The organism is Acrocarpospora phusangensis (assembly GCF_016862995.1).
GTDB classification, from domain to species: domain Bacteria; phylum Actinomycetota; class Actinomycetes; order Streptosporangiales; family Streptosporangiaceae; genus Acrocarpospora; species Acrocarpospora phusangensis.
The window spans coordinates 109,885-126,023 of sequence record NZ_BOOA01000005.1; the positions used below are offsets into that span (position 1 = coordinate 109,885).

The 16,139-nt window shown below is 72.0% G+C and carries 16 protein-coding genes; 8 read left to right on the plus strand and 8 right to left on the minus strand.

The genetic code is table 11. The features are described 5' to 3' along the window. The first annotated feature begins 3 nt into the window (after positions 1-3). The 6 genes from Aph01nite_RS04625 (at position 4) to Aph01nite_RS04650 (ending at position 6,234) form a co-directional block, all read left to right on the plus strand. The gene (locus Aph01nite_RS04625) at positions 4-771 is read left to right on the plus strand and encodes an IclR family transcriptional regulator (protein WP_204039468.1); all 768 of its coding nucleotides are present in this window, start codon (positions 4-6) and stop codon (positions 769-771) included. Then, the gene (locus tag Aph01nite_RS04630) at positions 758-1,735 is read left to right on the plus strand and encodes a cyclase family protein (protein WP_204039469.1); all 978 of its coding nucleotides are present in this window, start codon (positions 758-760) and stop codon (positions 1,733-1,735) included. Before Aph01nite_RS04625 ends, Aph01nite_RS04630 begins: the two co-directional genes overlap by 14 nt. Then, positions 1,736-2,230 carry a gamma carbonic anhydrase family protein gene (locus tag Aph01nite_RS04635; protein ID WP_204039470.1) on the plus strand — a complete coding sequence of 165 codons (495 nt, stop codon included), beginning with the start codon at positions 1,736-1,738 and terminating at the stop codon, positions 2,228-2,230. A 300-nt stretch (positions 2,231-2,530) separates the two neighbouring features. Then, positions 2,531-4,672: an RNA polymerase recycling motor ATPase HelR gene (gene helR / locus Aph01nite_RS04640; protein WP_204039471.1), complete on the plus strand. Its 2,142-nt coding sequence runs from the start codon at positions 2,531-2,533 to the stop codon at positions 4,670-4,672. A gap of 71 nt (positions 4,673-4,743) precedes the next feature. Continuing rightward, positions 4,744-5,169, plus strand: coding sequence for a MerR family transcriptional regulator (locus Aph01nite_RS04645; RefSeq protein WP_204039472.1), 426 nt, complete (start codon positions 4,744-4,746; stop codon positions 5,167-5,169). Positions 5,170-5,259: 90 nt separating this feature from the next. Continuing rightward, positions 5,260-6,234 (plus strand): aldo/keto reductase, encoded by a 975-nt coding sequence (locus tag Aph01nite_RS04650; protein WP_204039473.1) that lies wholly within the window; start codon positions 5,260-5,262, stop codon positions 6,232-6,234. 4 nt (positions 6,235-6,238) lie between these two features. Here the strand turns inward: Aph01nite_RS04650 and Aph01nite_RS04655 are convergent, their stop codons facing one another. Both Aph01nite_RS04655 and Aph01nite_RS04660 read right to left on the minus strand, forming a co-directional pair. Continuing rightward, positions 6,239-8,389 carry an MMPL family transporter gene (locus tag Aph01nite_RS04655; protein ID WP_204039474.1) on the minus strand — a complete coding sequence of 717 codons (2,151 nt, stop codon included), beginning with the start codon at positions 8,387-8,389 and terminating at the stop codon, positions 6,239-6,241. A gap of 40 nt (positions 8,390-8,429) precedes the next feature. Continuing rightward, the gene (locus Aph01nite_RS04660) at positions 8,430-8,966 is read right to left on the minus strand and encodes a TetR/AcrR family transcriptional regulator (RefSeq protein ID WP_204039475.1); all 537 of its coding nucleotides are present in this window, start codon (positions 8,964-8,966) and stop codon (positions 8,430-8,432) included. A gap of 144 nt (positions 8,967-9,110) precedes the next feature. Here Aph01nite_RS04660 and Aph01nite_RS04665 point away from each other — a divergent pair, with 144 nt between their 5' ends. Both Aph01nite_RS04665 and Aph01nite_RS04670 read left to right on the plus strand, forming a co-directional pair. After that, a complete protein-coding gene (locus Aph01nite_RS04665; RefSeq protein WP_239161392.1) occupies positions 9,111-9,713 on the plus strand; it encodes a class I SAM-dependent methyltransferase in 603 nt (200 codons plus the stop codon). A gap of 57 nt (positions 9,714-9,770) precedes the next feature. After that, on the plus strand, positions 9,771-10,244 hold the full coding sequence (locus Aph01nite_RS04670; protein ID WP_204039476.1) for a MarR family winged helix-turn-helix transcriptional regulator: 474 nt from the start codon (positions 9,771-9,773) through the stop codon (positions 10,242-10,244). A gap of 69 nt (positions 10,245-10,313) precedes the next feature. Here Aph01nite_RS04670 and Aph01nite_RS04675 read toward each other — a convergent pair whose 3' ends face one another. The 6 genes from Aph01nite_RS04675 to Aph01nite_RS04700 all read right to left on the minus strand — a co-directional run bounded on the left by Aph01nite_RS04675 (position 10,314) and on the right by Aph01nite_RS04700 (position 16,126). Further along, complete coding sequence (locus tag Aph01nite_RS04675; protein ID WP_204039477.1) at positions 10,314-11,537, minus strand: glycosyltransferase; 1,224 nt, start codon at positions 11,535-11,537, stop codon at positions 10,314-10,316. 108 nt (positions 11,538-11,645) lie between these two features. Next, entirely contained in the window at positions 11,646-12,194 is a 549-nt protein-coding gene (locus tag Aph01nite_RS04680; protein WP_204039478.1) for a YciI family protein, read from the minus strand. A 58-nt stretch (positions 12,195-12,252) separates the two neighbouring features. Then, a complete protein-coding gene (locus Aph01nite_RS04685; protein WP_204039479.1) occupies positions 12,253-13,071 on the minus strand; it encodes an ABC transporter ATP-binding protein in 819 nt (272 codons plus the stop codon). Beyond that, positions 13,064-14,164, minus strand: coding sequence for a FecCD family ABC transporter permease (locus tag Aph01nite_RS04690; RefSeq protein WP_204039480.1), 1,101 nt, complete (start codon positions 14,162-14,164; stop codon positions 13,064-13,066). Before Aph01nite_RS04690 ends, Aph01nite_RS04685 begins: the two co-directional genes overlap by 8 nt. Beyond that, positions 14,161-15,177: a FecCD family ABC transporter permease gene (locus Aph01nite_RS04695; RefSeq protein ID WP_204039481.1), complete on the minus strand. Its 1,017-nt coding sequence runs from the start codon at positions 15,175-15,177 to the stop codon at positions 14,161-14,163. Before Aph01nite_RS04695 ends, Aph01nite_RS04690 begins: the two co-directional genes overlap by 4 nt. Further along, positions 15,164-16,126 carry an ABC transporter substrate-binding protein gene (locus tag Aph01nite_RS04700; RefSeq protein ID WP_204039482.1) on the minus strand — a complete coding sequence of 321 codons (963 nt, stop codon included), beginning with the start codon at positions 16,124-16,126 and terminating at the stop codon, positions 15,164-15,166. The genes Aph01nite_RS04695 and Aph01nite_RS04700 overlap by 14 nt, the downstream gene beginning before the upstream one ends. Between the last annotated feature and the right edge of the window lie 13 nt (positions 16,127-16,139).

Here is a 16,139-nt window from a genome sequence, read left to right on the forward strand (position 1 = left end):
GGGATGGCGAACTTTGACCCGCACGAAGCCTTGAACGCCGACATCAGGGCGGTCGCCCGCGTCGGACAGATCTGTGCGCTCTTCGAGCCCAGGGTCCTGGAGCTCACGGCGGCGGACGTCGCCGAGCGCACCGGTCTGAACCGCACCACGGCCTACCGCTACTGCGCGTCGATGGTCGCCGCGGGCATCCTCGAACGGGGTGCCCGCCGGGGGACGTTCACGCTCGGCGGGCTCATGGTGGAGCTCGGGACGCTCGCCCTGGGGCGCCGGCGGGTCGTCGACATCGCCGGGCCCCACCTGCGGAAGCTGAGCGCCGAAGCCCGGATGACGGCGGTGCTCAGCATCCGCGGCCTCCAGGGTCCCGTGGTCGCCCTCGTCGAGGAGGACCGGAGCCGGGCGGTCGTGGTGACCGTGCACCCCGGCACCCGGCTGGACACGACCGCGGCCCAGACCCACGTGCTCCTCGCCTACGCCGACGCGGCGACGCTGGAGCTCATGGCGGCCGGGCTGTCGCCCGCCGAGCGGGCCCGCCTGGAGTCGGAGGTGGCCTCCGCGCGGCGGCGGGGGTTCAGCCTGGTCCGGCACGAGGGCGGGGCGTGCGCGGTCGCCGCGCCGGTCTTCGACGAGAAGGGGCTGTGCGCGACCGTGGCCATCCTCGGCGCCGACCTCACCGACCTGCCGCCCGCGCTCGAACAGCTCTCGGCCACCGCCGCCGCGCTGAGCGAGGAGCTCGGCGGCCCCACAGAAGGGCCACCCGATGCCGACGTATGACGAGCTCGCCTCCGCCCATCCGCCCCGGTCGAGCTGGGAGTTCTTCGGCCGCGGCGACGAGCTGGGAACGATCAACCTGCTGACGCCGGAACGGGTCGCGAACGCCGCGAGGCTCGTCCGCGGCGGCCGCCGCTTCACCCTCGACTACCCGGTCAACGCATTCGACCCCTACCCGACCGGTACGCGTCCCGCCACCGAGCACCACGTGTTCGCCAACAACGAGTTCCACCGCGACGACTGGCTCGACTCGTTCTACCTCCAGTCGACGTCCCAGCTGGACGCGCTCCGCCACATCGGCCACCCCGTACACGGCTTCTACAACGGGCTCTCGTCGGCCGACAACACCGGGGAGTCGGCGCGGCTGGGCATCCACAACTGGGCGGAGTCCGGGATCGCGGGCCGGGGCGTGCTGCTGGACGTGCCGCGTTTCTTCGCGGCGGAAGGGCGCGCGTACGACTGCGAGACGACCGTGGTGCTGGACGTGGCCACGCTGGAGGCGGTCGTCGCGTACCAGGGGGTGCGGTGGAAGGGCGGGGACATGCTGCTCCTGCGTACCGGGTGGGCGGAGAACTACGTGGCCAAGTCGCGGGAGGAGCGGGTGGAGTTCAACCGGCGCAACAGGTCGCCGGGGCTGGCGCAGCGGGAGGAGATCCTGCGCTGGCTCTGGGACCGGGAGATCGCGCTGGTCGCGAGCGACACGCCCGCCGTCGAGGCCGACCCCGTGATCGAGTCGGACTTCCGGGTGCCGGGGGAGCGTCCGCCCGAGCGGGGGGTGGACCACAGCGGCATGCTGCACCGGCCGTTGATCGCGCTGCTCGGCATGGCCATGGGCGAGCTGTGGCGGCTCGGTGAGCTCGCCGCCGACTGCGCGGACGACGGCCGTTACGACTTCTTCCTGACGTGCAAGCCGCTGAACATCGTGGGCGGGGTCGGCTCCCCGCCCAACGCCATGGCCATCAAATAGATGGAGGTCCGTTTGGACGGCATGTCCCCGTCCGTGGCCGGGACGGCGTACGTCGCCGCCGGCGCGGTGCTGGTCGGCGAGGTGCGGGTGGAGGAGGAGGCGAGCGTCTGGTTCAACGCCGTGCTCCGCGGCGACACCGGCGCGATCGTTCTCGGGGCGCGCAGCAACATCCAGGACCTGGCGGTCGTGCACGAGGAGACCCGCATCGGCACGGGTGTCAGCGTCGGCCACCGGGCCACGGTGCACCGGGCGGTCGTGGGCGACGACGTGCTCGTCGGCATGGGTGCCATCCTGCTGAACGACTCCCGCGTCGGATCCGGGGCGATCGTCGCCGCCGGCGCGGTCGTCCGCGAAGGGTTCGAGGTGCCGCCGGGATGCCTGGTCGCGGGCGTGCCCGCCCGAATCGTCCGCGAGGTCACCGAGAAGGAACGGGAATCCATCCGGGAAAACGCCGCCGCCTATGTCAGACTCGCTGCGAGATATCGGACGATGTGAGGTCCGGCTTGTCCGTCCATCCGCGGACTATCCGCCGCGGGCGCAATGCGAAATGTCGGACGGTGTGGGTGGGCCGATTGTCCGTCCAGCGCGGACTATTCGCCAGGAAGCTGAAGGGAGAGGGGGCGAACCCGCTCCTCTCCACTTCTAACCTATAGCGCACCCCGGGGCTTGCGGCAAGACCCCCCTCGTGCCGCAGAATCAGCGGCCGAAGCCAGAAGCTGCGGAAACGGGGGGTTCGACGTGCGTGTGTCGTCGTCGGCGTATGGCCATCAAGTTCAACATCAAGTTCAACAAGGTGTGGTTGCCGTGAGCGCGTTCGACCTTCCCGGCAATCTCGCCGCCAAGGCCGACCCGAAACTGATCGCCGCTGATGAGCGGCATTTCGCGGCCATCGCGGAAACCCTGGAGCAGTCGATCGCCGAGCTGTCCGAACGCCTGGACGCCGAGCGCAGGGCGCCCGGCGGCGCGGGCCGCAGGGCGCTGGACCGGGACCTGGAGATCCACCGGCTGACCGCCCGCCTGCGCGCCCTGCGCCGTTTCGGCCTGGACCTGTGCCTCGGGCACATGGTCGGCGCGGACGGCTCCGGGCCCGTGTACGTCGGACGGCTCGGCCTCACCGACAGCGCGGGACGCCGGCTGCTGCTCGACTGGCGTTCCCCGGCGGCCGAGCCGTTCTTCGGCGCCACCCACGCCAACCCGATGGGCCTGGCCAGCCGCCGCAGGTACCGCTGGACCCGGGGCAGCATCAGCGACTACTGGGACGAGGTGTTCACCCCGGACGGGTTCGACGGTCACGCCGCGCTGGACGACCAGTCCGCGTTCATCGCCAGCCTGGGCGGCAACCGGTCGGGCAGGATGCGGGACGTGCTCGGCACCATCCAGGCCGACCAGGACGCGATCATCCGCGCGGGTTCGCGCGGCGCTCTCGTCGTCGACGGCGGGCCGGGCACCGGGAAGACCGTCGTGGCGCTGCACCGCTCCGCCTACCTGCTCTACTCCGACCCGCGGCTCGGTCACCGCCGGGGCGGTGTGCTGTTCGTCGGGCCGCACCAGCCGTACCTGGCGTACGTCGCGGACGTGTTGCCGAGCCTCGGCGAGGAGGGGGTGCGGACGTGCACGCTGCGGGACCTCGTCGCCGAGGGAGCGGCGGCGACGGTCGAGGCGGACCCGCGGGTGGCCGGGCTGAAGTCGTCCGCGGATCTGGTGAAGGGGATCGAGAAGGCGGTCCGGTTCTACGAGAACCCGCCGGCCACGGGGATGAAGGTGACGACCCCGTGGGCGGACGTCTGGCTGAGCGCCGAGGACTGGGCGCAGGCGTTCGAGGCGCCGGAGCCCGGCACCCCGCACAACGAGGCGCGGGACCAGATCCTGGAGGAACTGCTCACGATCCTGGCGGACAAGCACGACGAGGACGTGCCGCCGGCTCTGCTGCGCAGGGCGCTGCTGCGGGACCGGGAGCTGCTGACGGCCCTCAACCGGGCGTGGCCGCTGATCGAGGCGGCCGACCTGGTCGGCGATCTGTGGTCGGTGCCCGCCTACCTGCGGTTGTGCGCGCCCTGGCTCGGCCGCGAGGAGGTTCGGGCGTTGCAGCGCGAGGACGCCCAGGCGTGGACGGTGTCGGATCTGCCGCTTCTGGACGCGGCCCGGCAGCGGCTCGGAGACCCGGAGGCCTCCCGCCGCAGGCGCCGGGAGGAGGCCGCCGTGACCGCCGAGCGGGAGCGCATGGCGCGGGTGGTCGACGATCTGCTCGCGGCCGACGACGACGGTGAGGGCCTGGTGACGATGCTGCACGGGCAGGACCTGCGGGACGCCCTGGTCGACGAGACCGCCCTGCCCGGCGTCGCCCCGGACCTGCTGGCCGGCCCGTTCGCGCACATCGTCGTGGACGAGGCCCAGGAGCTCACCGACGCGGAGTGGCAGATGCTGCTGCTGCGCTGCCCGTCCCGGAGCTTCACCATCGTCGGGGACCGGGCCCAGGCCAGGCACGGGTTCACCGAGTCGTGGCGGGAGCGGCTGGAGCGGATCGGCCTCGACCGGATCACCCTGGCCTCCCTCAGCATCAACTACCGGACGCCGGAGGAGGTCATGGCGGCGGCCGAGCCCGTCATCCGCGCCGTGCTCCCCGACGCGAACGTGCCGACCTCGATCCGGACCGGCGGCGTCCCCGTCGCGTACGGCTCGGCCTCGGAGCTGGGCTCGATCCTGGACGGGTGGCTGGCCGGGCACGCCGACGGGGTCGCCTGCGTCATCGGCGATCCGGCGTTCCCGGCGACGTCCCGTGTGCAGTCGCTGACCCCGGAGCTGTCGAAGGGTCTGGAGTTCGACCTGGTCGTGCTCGTGGACCCGGAGGCGTACGGGGAGGGGGTCGAGGGGGCGGTCGATCGTTATGTCGCGATGACCCGGGCGACCCAGCGGCTGGTGATCCTCACGACCCCCTGAAACCGGTCGCCCGGTTTGTCCTGTTTGATCCATTTGCCCTGTAGTGCGCTACAGGTGGCACAGTCGTAGGCATGCGCAAGGTACTTCTTCCCGACGTCGGCGTGGAGGTCCCGGACGCCGGCCTGTCGATCAGTGAGGCGGCCAGGGCGACCGGAGTCGGCGTCGAAGCCCTTCGCTACTACGAGCGCGAAGGGCTGCTGCTGGACCCGGCTCCGCGGGACGGAGGCGGGCACCGGCGCTACGGCAAGGGCGATCTGGCCTGGATCGCCGGGCTGGTCATGCTGCGGGAGACGGGGATGTCGATCGCCGACATGCGCGTCATGGCCGACCTGTGCCGGCGTACCGGTACGGAGGCCGAGCGCCTGGAGGTGCTGACCCGGCATCGGGACCGGGTGGTCGAAGAGGTCCTGCGCACGCAGCGGCATCTCCAGGCCATCGACAAGAAGATCGCCGCGTACCGGGCGGTCGCCGGCGAGCCCGACGACCGTCGGGGATAAACCACCCGGCACGTCACCACTCCGGCTTGCCGACGCCCGGCATGACTACTTTGCGCATTCAATCAAGCACTTAGAGAGAGATTTCTGGATATGAAGGACATCAGTCTCGGAGGCCAAGGGCTCCGGGTGTCCCCGCAGGGCTTCGGCGCCATGGGCATGAGCGCCTTCTACGGAGCCCGCGACGAGACCGAGGCCGTCGCCACCCTCAACCGGGCCGTCGACCTCGGCATCACCCACATCGACACCGCCGAGGCCTACGGCCCGTACGAGAACGAGAAGCTGATCGCCCGGGCGCTGGGCAGGCGGCGGGACGAGATCACCATCGCCACGAAGTTCGCGCTCGACTTCGACAACGGCGCGGTGATGGACGGCAGCCCCGCCCACGTGCGCCGGGCCGTGGAGCGGTCGCTGCGCCACCTAGGGGTGGACACGATCGACCTCTACTACCTGCACCGGGTGGATCCGGCCGTGCCGATCGAGGAGACCGTCGGCGCCATGGCCGAGCAGGTCGCGGCGGGCAAGGTCCGCTACCTCGGCCTCTCCGAGGCGGGTCCCGAGACCATCCGCCGCGCCCACACGGTCCACCCGATCACGGCGGTCCAGTCGGAGCTGTCGCTCTTCGCGCAGGATCACCTGTTCAACGGGGTCAAGCGGACGCTCGACGAGCTCGGGATCGGCCTGGTCGCCTTCTCGCCCATCGGCCGCGGCCTCCTCACCGGCGCCATCCGCAGCCTCGACGACCTGGACCGGGACGACGCCCGCAGGACGCTGCCCTGGTTCACGCCGGAGAACATCGAGGCCAACGCGCCGCTGGTGGACGGCGTCCGCGAGATCGCGGAGACCCGCGGCGCGACCCCGTCCCAGATCTCCCTGGCGTGGGTGGCCGCGCAGGGCGCGGTGCCCATCCCCGGCACCAAGCGCCGCCGGTACCTGGAGGAGAACGCGGCGGCCGTGGAGATCGAGCTCACCGAGGCGGAGTTGCGGGCGCTGCGCGAGGCCGTACCGGACGGGGCCGTGAGCGGCGCCCGCGACACACCCGCGGGCCTTGCCAGGAACAACCTGTGACCGGTCAGCCGATGCGCTCGGGCACGCGTTCCGCGGACGCGGCCAGGTGGTGGCTGAGCCGCTCGCCCTCCACGTCGAGGTCGGGCAGCACCCGGTCCAGGACCTTCGGCAACCACCAGGCCGCCCTGCCGAGCATCGCCATCACGGCCGGGACCAGCGTCATGCGCACCACGAACGCGTCGATCAGCACGCCGAGCGCCAGCGCGAAGCCCATCGACTTGATGATCGGGTCGTCCATGAAGACGAAGCCGCCGAACACCGAGGTCATGATGAGCGCGGCGGCGGTGACCACGCGGGCGTTGTGGCCCATGCCGTTGATCGTGGCCTGCCGGGCGGTGTCGCCGTGCACGAAGTCCTCGCGCATGCGCGAGACCAGGAACACCTCGTAGTCCATGGCCAGGCCGAACAGGATGCCGATGAGCAGGATCGGCAGGAAGCTGACCAGCGGGCCCGGCACCTCGACGCCGAACAGCCCGGCCAGGGTCCCCTCCTGGAAGATCGCCACGGTGATGCCGAACGTCGACCCGATGGTCAGCAGGAAGCCGAGCGCCGCCTTCACCGGCACCAGGATCGACCGGAAGACCAGCATCAGCAGCAGGACCGAGAGGCCGACGACGAGCAGCAGGTAGACGGGCATGGCCTCGCCCAACTTGTCCGACACGTCGATGCCGACGGCGGTCGCGCCGGTGACGGAGATCTCCGCGCCCGCGACCGTGGCGACCTTGCCCCGGATGGCGTGCACGGCCTCCTCGGTGGAGGCGGCGGTCGGGCCCTCCTTGGGGATGATCGCCAGCAGCGCGGTCGTGCCGGTCGCGTTGGGCTGCGGCGGCGCGACCGCCAGCACGCCCGGCACCTGCTGGATCAGCGCGGCCGCCTGACCGGCGGCGGCGGTCACGGCGGCGGCGTCCTCGGCCGAGACGACGGCGATCAGCCGCGCGTTGAAGCCCTCGCCGAAGCCCTCGCTGGTGAGGTCGTAGGCGGCGCGCGCCGGGGTGCCGGGCGCGGCCGTGCCCGCGTCGGGCAGCGCCAGCCGCAGATCCTGGGCGGGCAGCGCCAGTACGCCGAGGCCGGCGATGCCGACCAGCAGGATCGGCACCCGCAGGCGGCTGACCAGCCGTCCCCACGTGTAGCCGAAGCCCTCCGTGGCGATGACCTGGCCGTCGCGCTGCTTGCGGGGCAGGACGCGCGGCCCGGCGTACGCGAGGATCGCCGGCAGCAGCGTCAGCGCGACGAGCACCGCGACGGCGACGGTCCCGGCGGCGGCCAGGCCCATGACGGTCAGGAACGGGATGCCGGCGACGAACAGGCCGGCCAGCGCGATCACCACGGTCGCGCCGGCGAACACGACGGCGGATCCGGCGGTGCCGGTGGCCCGGCCGGCGGCCTCCTCCGGCTCCAGCCCTTCGGCCAGGAACTGGCGGTAGCGCGAGGTGATGAACAGCGAGTAGTCGATGCCGACGGCCAGGCCCAGCATCAGCGCGAGCACGGGGGTCACGGAGGTGAGTTCGGCGACGCCGCTGAGGGCGTACAGGCCGGCCATGCCGACCCCGACGCCGACCAGCGCGTTGAGCAGCGTCATACCGGCCGCGACCAGCGACCCGAAGGTGACGATCAGGACGATCGCGGCGATCAGCACGCCGATCGCCTCGGAGCCGCCGACCTCGGGCGCGGCCCGCAGCACCTCGCCGCCGTGCTCCACCTGGATGCCGGTGGCGGAGGCCCCCGCCTTCAGGTACGCCTCCCGCTGGGCGTCGGTGATGTGGTCGACGTTGTCCTTGAACTGGACCTGGACCAGCGCGTACCGGCCGTCGGGGGAGAGGGCGCGGGCCTGGAAGGGGTCGATCGCGGCCAGCACGCCCGGTACGGCGGCGGCCTCCCGCACCACCGGGGCGACGGCCGCCGGGTCCAGCTTGCCGCCTTCGGGGGCGGCGATCACGATGGTGCCGACGGCGCCGCTGGCCTGCGGGAACTCCCGTGCGAGCGAGTCGAGGGCACGCTGGGACTCGGTTCCCGGCATGGAGAACTTGTCGCTGGACGGGCCGTGGAACAGGGCGGCGGCCACGCCCATGAGCGCGAGCAGCAGCAACCAGACGGCGGCGACTCGCCCCCGGTTGCGGAAGGAGAACCGGCCGAGCCGGTACAGCAGGGTCGCCATGAGTTGGGGGTCTCTCCCTGTGAGGTGATCTGTGAGGTGATCAGTCGGTCGGGCGGCCGAGGGTGCGCAGCGCGCCCCGGGTCAGTTCCACACGCATGACCTCGTCGGGGACGTCGACGCCGCGGGCGCAGCTGAGGAAGATGCCGACCAGGGCCATCCAGCCCGCGACCCGGCACTCCTGCCCCGGGGCGCGGCCGACCAGGGCGTCCACCAGGCTCTCGGTGGCGTGGTCGACGTCGGGCAGTTCGGGGTGGCCGAGCAGGTCGTCGACGTCCACGATCAGGATCTTGACCTGGCGGCGGAACCGCAGCGCGAGCTCCACCAGCCCTTCGACGGCCTCCCGCGCGGCCTGCTCGCCTTCGAGGGGGGCGAGCTTCTCCTGGATGGTTTCCAGGTCCCGCCCGACCGGCGCGAACAGCTCGCTCAGGATCGCGTCCTTGTTGGTGAAGTGGTAGAGCAGGGACGCCTTGGAGCAGCCCACGTCGGACGCGATGTCCTGGAGGGACGTGCCGCGGAAGCCGTGGGCGGCGAACAGGCGGGCCGCCGACTCCAGGATCTCCGCGCGCATCGAGGTCATGACGCCCAACCTAGCTGACCGATCGGACAGGATCTGTCCGATCGGTCAGAAGGTAAGCCAAATCACACGAACCGTTCCCCGATTGTCGCGCACAGGTACTTAAACGGATTGACAATCAACTCATTTGAGTATTCTATGGCGTTCATGAACGCTCGGACCTGGTACAACATGGGCTATCGGCTGGCCAGGATGCCGTGGGAGATGGGGCCGCGGCAGGAACTGGTCGAACTCGTGTCCGGCGGGCGGCTGCTGCCGTGCCGGGCCCTCGATCTCGGCTGCGGGACCGGCGCCAACGCCATCTACCTCGCGCGGCACGGCTTCGACGTCACGGGCGTCGACTTCGCGCCCGCGGCGCTGGCCAAGGCCAGGCGGGCCGCGGCAGCCGCCGGGGTCGCCGTGCGGTTCGTGGAGGACGACCTCACCGGCCTGCGGAACCGGTACGGGGAGTTCGATCTACTCGTCGACTACGGCACCCTCGACGATCTGTCGCAGGACAACCGGGCCAGATACGTCGCCAACGTCCTGCCGCTGACGCGGGCCGGCACGCGGTTCCTGCTCTGGGCCTTCGAGTGGCCGCCGCGCTGGTTCGAACGGCGGATCGGCCTCGGCCCGATGGCGCCCGGGGAGGTGGTGCGGCGTTTCGGCGGTGAGTTCGCCATCGAGCGGATCGCGGGCACCGAGACGCCCGGGCGGTGGCGGATGATTCCGGGGGTCGCCGCGTACCTGATGACCCGGACGGCCGGGTGAAGGACGCCGCCGGTGGTAGAGTTGCCAAGATCATGTAACTGACAGGCGAGGATCGTGGTGGCCGAGCAATCCGAGGGCGAGGACCTCGCGCTCTCGCTCACCCACGAGCTGTTCGACCTGGGCACCGCCATCGACCTGATCGGCAACGCCGCCGCCACCCGGCTGGGCATCAACCAGACCGACCTCATCTGCCTGAACCTCCTGGTCCGGTACGGCCCCATGAGCCCCGGCCAGATCGCCGCCACCCTGGGCGTCACCACCGCCGCCATCAGCGCGATGGCCTCCCGCCTGGAGTCCGGCGGGTACGCCCACCGCGAGATCGACCCGGCCGACCGTCGCCGCGTCCTCCTGCACGCCTCACCCACCGGCGCCAGCCAGGCGTTCAACCTGTTCGACCACTTCTACGCGGCGACGGCGGCCCTCCAGGAATCCTCCACCGAGAGCGAACTCCGCGCCCTGCTCACCCTGCTCACGCGATTCCGCGAAGTCATCCAGGAACAGGCCGCCGCGATCCGCTCCGACGACACCTGAGCAGGACGCACGTCACCGATGACGAGGTGTTCGGCCGGTTCGAGATCGTTGATGCGCGTGTATCCATCTCTACTTCCAGCGGGCAGCCTTTCTCCGGCTTGCCGCGTCGAGCAGTAGCTTCGCGGCCATCGTCGTGCCGTCGGTGCGGATCGCGGCGGCCACGGCCGACGCTCGGGCCCGGGTCTCGGGGGCCAGGGCGGTCCTGAGCGCGGCCGACAGGGACTCGGTGGTCGGAGTGGGACCGTCGTGGCCCGCGCCGATGCCCAGGTCGGCCACCCGGCCCGCCCAGTAGAGCTGGTCTCCCGCCTGGGGGACAACCACCTGGGGAGCGCCGGCCCTGGCGGCCGTCGTCGTCGTTCCCGCGCCGCCGTGATGGACGACGGCGGCCACCCGGGCGAACAGCGCCTGGTGGTTGACCTCGCCGACGGCGAAACAGTCGTCCCGATCGTCGATCAGGGCCAGGCCGGCCCAGCCGCGACCGACGAGCGCGCGGCGGCCCTGCGCGCGGATCGCCTCGATGGCCGCCCGGGCGGTGTCCTCCGAGACGCCGCGCATGCTGCCGAAACCGGCGTACACCGGGGGTTCGCCGGCGTCCAGGAACGCCAGCAAGCCGGCGGGGAGCGGCCGTTCGTCCGGCAGGATCCACGCGCCGGTGTGGACGACGTCGAGGTCCGGGGTCTGCCGCCACGGGCCCAGGGTCGGGTCCGCCGCCAGCCATGGCCGGTCGGTGAAGATGAAACCGCGCACGTCGTCGACCCGGGGCAGGCCGATCGAAGCCCGGTGGGTGTTGAGCGCTTCGCCGTGCAGCGCGTTGAAGGTCCGGGCGTTCAGGTCCCACAGCACCCGGTTGTCCGTCACCCCCGGCGGGACCGACTCTCCCGCCAGGACCAGCGGCGGCGGATGGTACGGCGACGGCAGCAGGAACGAGCAGAAGGTCGCGTACACGTAGGGGATGTCCAGCTTCTCCGCCACCGACCGCGAGGCGAAATGCGCCAGCCCGGTCGCCAGGAGCGCGTCGTATCCCTCGGCCGCCGCCGCGATGGTGTCGTACAGCGCGGCCAGTTCGGACACGCGCCGGGACGCCTCCGCAGCGGACGAGGGCCGCACCATCGAGCCCATCGGCGGGCCGACCGGCACCAGCGGCACGCCGACACCGGTCAGCAACTCCGCGAACTCCTCGTCCGGCGGCGCGCACACCCGCACCTCCGCGCCGAGCTCCCGCAGTCGCACGGCGAGCCCCGCCACCGGTTCGACATCGCCCCGCGACCCGTACGTCGACAACAACACCCGCATCTCGCACCCCCGATTCCTTACCGGTTCCGGCGATTCTGCGGCACACCCCGGCTCTTGCCGCAAGCCCCCCGGCTCGCTATACGTTGAGAGTGGAAGGCGCGCCTCGGGTTACGAGCGCCCGCCGAACTGCCAGTTGTGCACCTCGATGTCGGCATACCTGTCAGCGGTCAGGACGGCGCGTGCCGTGTCCGCGTCCGGTGCCAGGACCAGTGCCGCCGTGCCCAGCCAGGCCGCGCCGTCGTCGGACGACAGTGGCCCGTACGCGATCACCGTGTCCCGGTCGGCCGGTACGGCGAGGTCGGCGGCCTGCCCCATGCCGAGGCCGAGCACCAGGTACCTGTTGCCGCCTTCCCGGCCGCCCGGGAAGTCCCACATGGTTCGCCCCAGTGTGTTGCGCCACCGTCGCAGCAGTACGTCCCGGTAGACACCGGCCTGGTAGGTCGGCTCGTCGAAGGCGAACGCGCGGGCGGCGGCGGGATCCGGAAGGTCGACGATGTGCACGCTGCCGGTGGGGGTGTCGCGGTCGTCGGCGAGGGTCGGGCCCCGGGCGATCATCTCGGTCGCGTACCGGTCCATGTAGGACCAGTGCTCTTCGAGCAGTTCGTGGCGGAGGGCCAGGGAGCCGGGCCGGTCGCGGTGGTAGCAGAAGAACTCCATGCCCACAGTCTCGTTGGGCCACTGGCCGAGGCGGGCGTTGTCGTCGGTCCTGCTCGGCTCACGCTGGGCCGGGCGGTCCGCCGGTGCGGTCGGTGGAGATCGGGAGGCACAGCGGGGTGCCGGTGACGGGGTGGGGGATCACCACGGCTTCGACGCCGAAGACGGTTCGGATCAGGTCGGGGGTGAGGAGGTCGGCGGGGGTGCCGGTGGCGTGGACGCCGCCGTCGGCGACGGCGATGAGGTGGTGGGCGTACTGGGCGGCCTGGTTGAGGTCGTGCAGCACCATGACGACGGTGCGGCCCTCGGTGCGGTTGAGGTCGGCCAGCAGGTTGAGGACGTCGAGCTGGTGGGCGATGTCGAGGTAGGTGGTCGGCTCGTCCAGCAGCATGATCGGGGTCTCCTGGGCGAGGGCCATCGCGATCCAGGCGCGCTGGCGCTGGCCGCCGGAGAGCCGGTGCAGGGGGTGTTCGGCGAGGTCGTCGAGGCCGGCGGCGGTCAGCGCGTACGCGACGGCGGCGTGGTCCTGCGGGGTGTCGCGGGAGAACAGGCCGCGGTGCGGGTGGCGGCCGAAGCCGCACAGCTCCCGTACGGTGAGGGTCTCGGGGGCCGTGGGGGTCTGCGGCAGCAGGGCGAGCAGCCGGGCGACGGAGCGGCGGGGTTCGGCGGCGATGTCCTTGCCGTCGAGCAGGACCGTGCCGCCGAGCGGGTCGAGGGCGCGGCCCAGGGTGCGCAGCAGGGTGGACTTGCCGCAGCCGTTGGCGCCGATGAGCGCGGTGATCCTGCTCTCGGGGATGTCGACGGTCACGTCGCCGAGGACCACGGTGGCGCCGTAGCCGGTGGTCAGGTCGCGGGCGCCGAGCCGGTGCGCGTCAGGCATGCTTTCTGGTCTCTCGGATGAGGAGGTACAGGAGGTAGGGGCCGCCCACGACCACGGCGACGATGCCGGCCGGGATCTCGTTCGGCACGGCCACGACACGGCCGGCGAAGTCGGCGAGGCAGAGGATCAGCGCGCCCGTGAGGGCGGCCATCGGCACCAGGCGGTGGCCGCGTGAACCGACCGCGAACCGGGCCAGGTGCGGGGCCAGCAGCCCGAGGAAGCCGATGCCGCCCACGCTCGTCACGGCCCCCGCGGTGAGCAGCACCGCCGCGGTGACGAGCAGGGCGCGCACCCGTACGGGATGCCGGCCCAGGCTGACCACGCTGTCGTCGCCGAAGCCCGCCACGTCCACCGAGCGGGTGGCCAGGACGACCAGCGGCAGGCAGACGGCCAGCCAGGCGAGCAGCGCGGTCACGTCGGCGCGGTCGCTGCCGTACACGCTGCCGGCCAGCCAGACCATGGCCTGGTCGGCGCTCTGCGGTTCGCGTACGAGGAGGTATTCGATGGCCGCGCCCGCCAGCGCGGAGAGGGCGGCGCCGACCAGGACGAGGGTGGTCAGGCTGCCGCCGAGGCGGCGGCTGATGAGCAGCAGGCCCGCGGCGGTGACGGAGGTGCCGGCGATCACGCCCACCGGGATGGCCCACGCCTGGGCGGCGGGGGAGCTGAGCATCACCGCGGCCATCGCGCCGACGCCGCCGCCCTTGGTGAAGCCGACGACGTCCGGGGAGGCGAGCGGGTTGCGCAGGGCGGCCTGGAGGAACACGCCGGCGACCCCGAGCGCGGCCCCGGCCAGGATGGAGACGGCGACGCGGGGCAGCCGGTACTCCTGCACGATGAACGTGTTCGCGCCTCCCGTCAGGCCGTCGACGACGTCGGCGGGGGACAGGGAGACTGCGCCGAACGCGATGCCGGCCAGGGCGGTGGCGAGCAAAAGGATCAAGGCGACGGCGTATGCGACAAGGGCCGTCCGGCGCCGGGCGGGCCGGGCGTTGGCGGCGTGCAGGCTGAGGGCGGCGAGGGTGGCGAGGGCGCTCTTGACGGCCGATGCGGTCCGTGGCCGGGCCGGGGTCTTCCCGGGGGTCCTGGGAGTCATCGGTGGCGCTGCCTCGCCGCGAGTAGGAGAAACGTCGGCGTCCCGATCAGCGCCGTCACGATGCCGACCGGGAGCTCCGCCGGGAAGGCGACGACCCGGCCGAGCAGGTCGGCGCAGACCAGCAGCAGCGGCCCGCCGACCAGGCACAGCCCGGCCAGCCGCCGCAGGTCCCCGCCGCCGGGCAGCCGGCGCACGATGTGCGGCACGATCAGGCCGACGAAGCCGATCGGGCCGCTGACCGCGACCGCCGACCCGGCCAGGAGCACGACCAGCAGCGAGGCGAGGGCGGCGACGTGCCGGGTGTTCTGGCCGAGCGACTGCCCGGTCGTCACGTCGAGTTCGAGGACGCCGAGGTGCCGCCCGAACAGCAGCGCCGCCGCGCACCCGGCGATCGTGAACGGCAGGATCACCGAGACCTTCGACCAGTCCGCCCCCGTCACCGAGCCCGCGAGCCAGAACACCAGGTCCTGGGTGCTGGCGCTCATGATGAGCAGGGCCTGGACGAGCGCGGTGAGCACGAGCTGCAGAGTGATGCCGGCCAGGGCGAGCCCCACGGTGGTCACCGCGCCGGAGAGCGACAGGAACCACATGATCGCCCCGACCGCGGCCGCCCCCGCGAAGGCGGGCAGCACGGTTCCGCCCGTGCCGAGGCCCGGCAGGATCGCGACGGTCAGGACGATGGCCACCGAGGCGCCGGCGTTGATGCCGAAGGTCTGCGGGGAGGCCAGCGGGTTGCGGGTGAGAGTCTGCGCGAGCAGCCCGGCGACGGCGAGATTGGCCCCGACGAGGACGGCCAGTACGGCCCGCGGGAGCCGTACGTCGAGGACCAGCGCGTGGTCGGCCGACCCGTCCCAGACCAGCAGCCCCTGCAGGGCCCGGCTGAACGACAGGCCGGAGGCCCCGACGCACACGCTGGCGACCACCGCCACGGCGAGGAGTCCCGCCATGGCGAGGACCGGCGCCGGGGCCTTCCTGATCTCGCTGCTGACCGTGTGCTGGTCAGGCGTCGCCATAGACGTTCCGCAGGATCGTCTGGGCGATCACCTCGGCGGTGCCGAGGCCGCGGAACCGGGAGAACTGGTTGCGGTCGACCACGTAGACCTGCTTGTCCCGCTCGGCGGCGACGCCCTTCCAGGTGGCGGTGTCCTTCCACTGGTCGTAGGCGGTGCCGGCGCCGTCGGTGGCGATGAGGAGCACGCCGGGGTTGACCGCCGCGACCCGCTCCAGACCGGCCCCGGACTCCGTGGGGTCGGTGGCCTGTACGGCCGGGGTGAGGCCGAGGGTCTGGAAGACCGAGCCGGTGAAGGAGGCGGCCGTGTGCAGGGTCATCGAGTCGGGGGTCGAGACGGCCAGCATGAAGGTGCGCTTCTCGTCTGCGGGGATCTTCGCCGCCAGGTCCGCCATGGTCTGTTCGTGCTTCTTGACGGCCTGCACGCCGGTCTCGCGGTCGCCGAGCGCCTCGCCGATGGTGACGACGGCGTCCTTGATCTCCTGGTAGCTGCCCTCCCAGCTGTTGAGGACGATGGTCGGGGCGATGGACCCGAGCTGCTTGTAGATCTTGGCGTGCCGGGTGGAGTCGGCGATGATCAGGTCGGGCTTGAGGCTGCTCACCAGCTCCAGGTTGGGCTCCAGCCGGGTGCCGACGGAGGTGTATTCGATCTTCTTGTCGAGGAGCTGCTGGATGCGCTCCGCCGACTCGTCGTCGGCGATGCCCACCGGGGTGACGCCGAGCAGGTCCAGCGCCTGGACGAAGGAGTACTCCAGGGCGACCACCCGCTGGGGCTTCGCACCGACCTCGGTGGTGCCGAGGACGTGGGTGATCGTGTGCGTGGGGCCGGCCGACGCGGCGCCGGACGAATCGCCGCCGCAGCCCGCGAGGACGGTGGCGCCCAGGAGCAGCGTCGCGATGGTCGCGACCAGGGTTCTCCAGGAGCGTGAGTCCTGCCGGGGTGGATGTTGCATGCCGTACCCTTCT

Excerpts from the sequence above, each read along its gene's own strand:
- Aph01nite_RS04625 (WP_204039468.1), top strand. The coding sequence starts at position 4 with ATGGCGAACTTTGACCCGCACGAAGCCTTGAACGCCGACATCAGGGCG.
- Aph01nite_RS04630 (WP_204039469.1), top strand. The coding sequence starts at position 758 with ATGCCGACGTATGACGAGCTCGCCTCCGCCCATCCGCCCCGGTCGAGC.
- Aph01nite_RS04635 (WP_204039470.1), top strand. The coding sequence starts at position 1,736 with ATGGAGGTCCGTTTGGACGGCATGTCCCCGTCCGTGGCCGGGACGGCG.
- Aph01nite_RS04645 (WP_204039472.1), top strand. The coding sequence starts at position 4,744 with ATGCGCAAGGTACTTCTTCCCGACGTCGGCGTGGAGGTCCCGGACGCC.
- Aph01nite_RS04650 (WP_204039473.1), top strand. The coding sequence starts at position 5,260 with ATGAAGGACATCAGTCTCGGAGGCCAAGGGCTCCGGGTGTCCCCGCAG.
- Aph01nite_RS04655 (WP_204039474.1), bottom strand. The coding sequence starts at position 8,389 with ATGGCGACCCTGCTGTACCGGCTCGGCCGGTTCTCCTTCCGCAACCGG.
- Aph01nite_RS04660 (WP_204039475.1), bottom strand. The coding sequence starts at position 8,966 with ATGACCTCGATGCGCGCGGAGATCCTGGAGTCGGCGGCCCGCCTGTTC.
- Aph01nite_RS04665 (WP_239161392.1), top strand. The coding sequence starts at position 9,111 with ATGAACGCTCGGACCTGGTACAACATGGGCTATCGGCTGGCCAGGATG.
- Aph01nite_RS04675 (WP_204039477.1), bottom strand. The coding sequence starts at position 11,537 with ATGCGGGTGTTGTTGTCGACGTACGGGTCGCGGGGCGATGTCGAACCG.
- Aph01nite_RS04680 (WP_204039478.1), bottom strand. The coding sequence starts at position 12,194 with ATGGAGTTCTTCTGCTACCACCGCGACCGGCCCGGCTCCCTGGCCCTC.
- Aph01nite_RS04685 (WP_204039479.1), bottom strand. The coding sequence starts at position 13,071 with ATGCCTGACGCGCACCGGCTCGGCGCCCGCGACCTGACCACCGGCTAC.
- Aph01nite_RS04690 (WP_204039480.1), bottom strand. The coding sequence starts at position 14,164 with ATGACTCCCAGGACCCCCGGGAAGACCCCGGCCCGGCCACGGACCGCA.
- Aph01nite_RS04695 (WP_204039481.1), bottom strand. The coding sequence starts at position 15,177 with ATGGCGACGCCTGACCAGCACACGGTCAGCAGCGAGATCAGGAAGGCC.
- Aph01nite_RS04700 (WP_204039482.1), bottom strand. The coding sequence starts at position 16,126 with ATGCAACATCCACCCCGGCAGGACTCACGCTCCTGGAGAACCCTGGTC.